The following is a 2,589-nucleotide window of genomic DNA, read 5'->3' on the forward strand; positions in this document are numbered from 1 at the left end:
AATTGAGGCTGGGCATTATATGGAAGTGAGTAAAAATGATATTAAAACGGTCAAGTACTGGGATGTTGCTGATTATTTAAATAAAATCTCTCATGATGATTATGTTACAAGCATAGATAATAGTAAACGTTTACTGGAAGAGTCTATGGTGCATAGAAGTGTTTCAGATGTGCCAATTTCAATAGCGCTGAGTGGAGGATTAGATAGTTCGCTAAATTTGAGCTATACAAAAGATATCAGAGCTGACAATATTCATGCAATCAATGTATCTTACGAGCAAACCTCAGAGTTTGATGAGTCAAGGATTGCCAAACAATTTGCTGAAGAGCAAAGCGTGTCATACTCGTCTAATCCAATTTCTGAAGCAACATTCATTGAGTGGCTAGAAGAATATTTGGCTAATTGCACAGATATTCCGGCAGGTGACCCTAACACTCCGTTACTTTATGGTATCTGTAAGCTTTCAAGGCAAGATAATTATAAGGTTCTTCTTGTTGGGGAAGGGGGAGATGAGTTAGGTGGCTACCCGATTTACAAAAAACTAGAACTATTAGATAAAATAAATAAGTTTGTACCTAACTTTGTATTTTCCTTCTTTTCAAAAATGCCTATTCCATATTCTGTGAAAAAGAAAATGAATCGTTTGAAAGCTGTCCCGCCTATAGCTCAGCGATTTATATTCGGTTTTTCTGAGGATGTGAAACAGTCTTTTTGGAAAGGAAATAAAGAATATGATTCATACAAGGTCATTGACGAATTAGCTGAACAAGTTCACGTGAAAAGTAGCGATAGCTTTTTAAGAAGACTGGTTAATGTTGAGTACAAATTGCGATTAGCAGAATTGCTACTTCCTAGGGTTGACTATCCGAGTATGGCCGCAAGTATTGAAGCTCGAAGCCCGTTTATGGATCATCGCCTAATTGAATATACATCGACACTTCCATGGCAGTTCAAGATGAAAAATGGACCGAAATCCATTTTAAAAGAAATTGCAAAGGAGCGTTTGCCCAACTACATAATGGATGCTCCTAAAGTAGGGTTTGGTATGCTCTTAACTCCCTTTTTAGTCAATACGTTACCTGATTGGTTTGAAAATGAGATATTAAAAAGTGAAAGTAAGCTGAAAAGCTATGTAGATGAAAGCTTCCTTCATAGTTTGCATCGTGAGCATAAAATCACAAAAGACAAGGGGTATCAAATGTGGATTTTATACTCTTTACATAAATGGCTCGAGGTTAACTTTAAGTGAAAAAGACACCTCTAAAACGGTTAATTGTTGTTTGTAATTTGTCTTCTCAACCAAGAATACATAAACGTGTAGACGCTATTAATAAGGTCACGATCAGTAAGGTTTTTGGTTTTAGGCGGCGAATTTATGAAGAAAATGAATTCTCAGGTTCAGTGGACTACAATAGCTTAGGTTACATTGAAGATGGTAGTTACCTGAAACGTGTATCTAAGCTGTTTAGAGCTTGGATTACCCTCTTGAAAGAGGCTAAAAATGGAGATGGGCTTTACGCATTCGGCTTTGATTGCTTTCTTATAGGGAAGCTAGCAGGTATCAAATACTCAATTGTTGAGTTGGGAGACTTAAGAAGTGCAAACCGCCCTAATTCATTTCTTGCCAGACTAGAGCGCTTTACTCTAAGCAGGGCGAATAAGATCGTTATAACGTCACCATATTTCTATGATAATTACTTTGAGAAATACGGATTTAAAAAGGACAAATTCATATTATTAGAAAATAAGCTACCGAGTAATATGAATCGTGTTAATTTGAACGACGCGAGTCTGCACGGTTGTGAAAAGATACGAATAGGTCTGATAGGTTTGTTTAGGTATCGCCGGGAGATAGAAGCAGTTGTATCATTTGTTGAATCTAATCATGAAAGATATACGCTGGAGTGCTTCGGAGCAGGACCATGCTTAGATCTAGTAATCAATTCAGATTGTGAAAGTATCAACTATCATGGTGAATTTAAGTCTCCTGATGATCTAGATAATATTTACAGCCAAGTTGATGTCAATTACATCTGTTATGACTCGAGTGATGAAAATGTCAAAATAGCGTTGCCTAACAAATACTACGAATCGATATTCTATAATACCCCGGTCATTTGCTCGGAAGGTACAGCTTTGCAGGTCGAAGTTGAAAAGCATAAGGTTGGTATTGCTATTAAACTTCCAGAGGAAAATGGTCAAGCCGAAATATTAGATGGCATTGATAGGCAGTTTGTTGAAAAGTACTCAGTGAACTGTAATCAATTTAATGTTGAGATGCTATTGGATGACAGTGAAGCTACACTAAAAAGAGTAATTAACAATGTCTATAGATAAAGGTATAGGGATACTTCATTATTCTGATGATAAACTCCAAATTTATAGTAAAAATAACAGGTTCTTTGCAAAGTATAACGGAAATGAGTATTCAGTCGAGCTTAAAATTGGATTTATTTTGTGGTTTTTAATGAAATTCAGGCTGATTGCTAGGCTTCTTCGTGTTTCGAGTTCTTCAGTTGAACCAATATTTTTTAAAAGTGGTGGACTTGAATCGATTATTATCTCTTATAATTATGGAATATATTTATG

At 35.9% G+C, this 2,589-nt stretch carries 3 protein-coding genes; all 3 read left to right on the top strand.

All coding sequences use genetic code 11. The features are described from left to right. A partial coding sequence (locus AACQ17_RS08470) for an asparagine synthetase B family protein (protein WP_141201463.1) occupies nucleotides 1-1,249 on the top strand: 1,249 nt, incomplete at its 5' end. Further along, nucleotides 1,246-2,337, top strand: coding sequence for a hypothetical protein (locus tag AACQ17_RS08475; RefSeq protein WP_094147026.1), 1,092 nt, complete (start codon nucleotides 1,246-1,248; stop codon nucleotides 2,335-2,337). The genes AACQ17_RS08470 and AACQ17_RS08475, both read left to right, overlap by 4 nt. Next, a partial coding sequence (locus AACQ17_RS08480; protein ID WP_206208097.1) for a hypothetical protein occupies nucleotides 2,324-2,589 on the top strand: 266 nt, incomplete at its 3' end. The genes AACQ17_RS08475 and AACQ17_RS08480, both read left to right, overlap by 14 nt.

The sequence above is a fragment of the Vibrio sp. V10_P2A27P122 genome, from assembly GCF_963874335.1.
Taxonomy (GTDB): Bacteria; Pseudomonadota; Gammaproteobacteria; order Enterobacterales; family Vibrionaceae; genus Vibrio; species Vibrio anguillarum.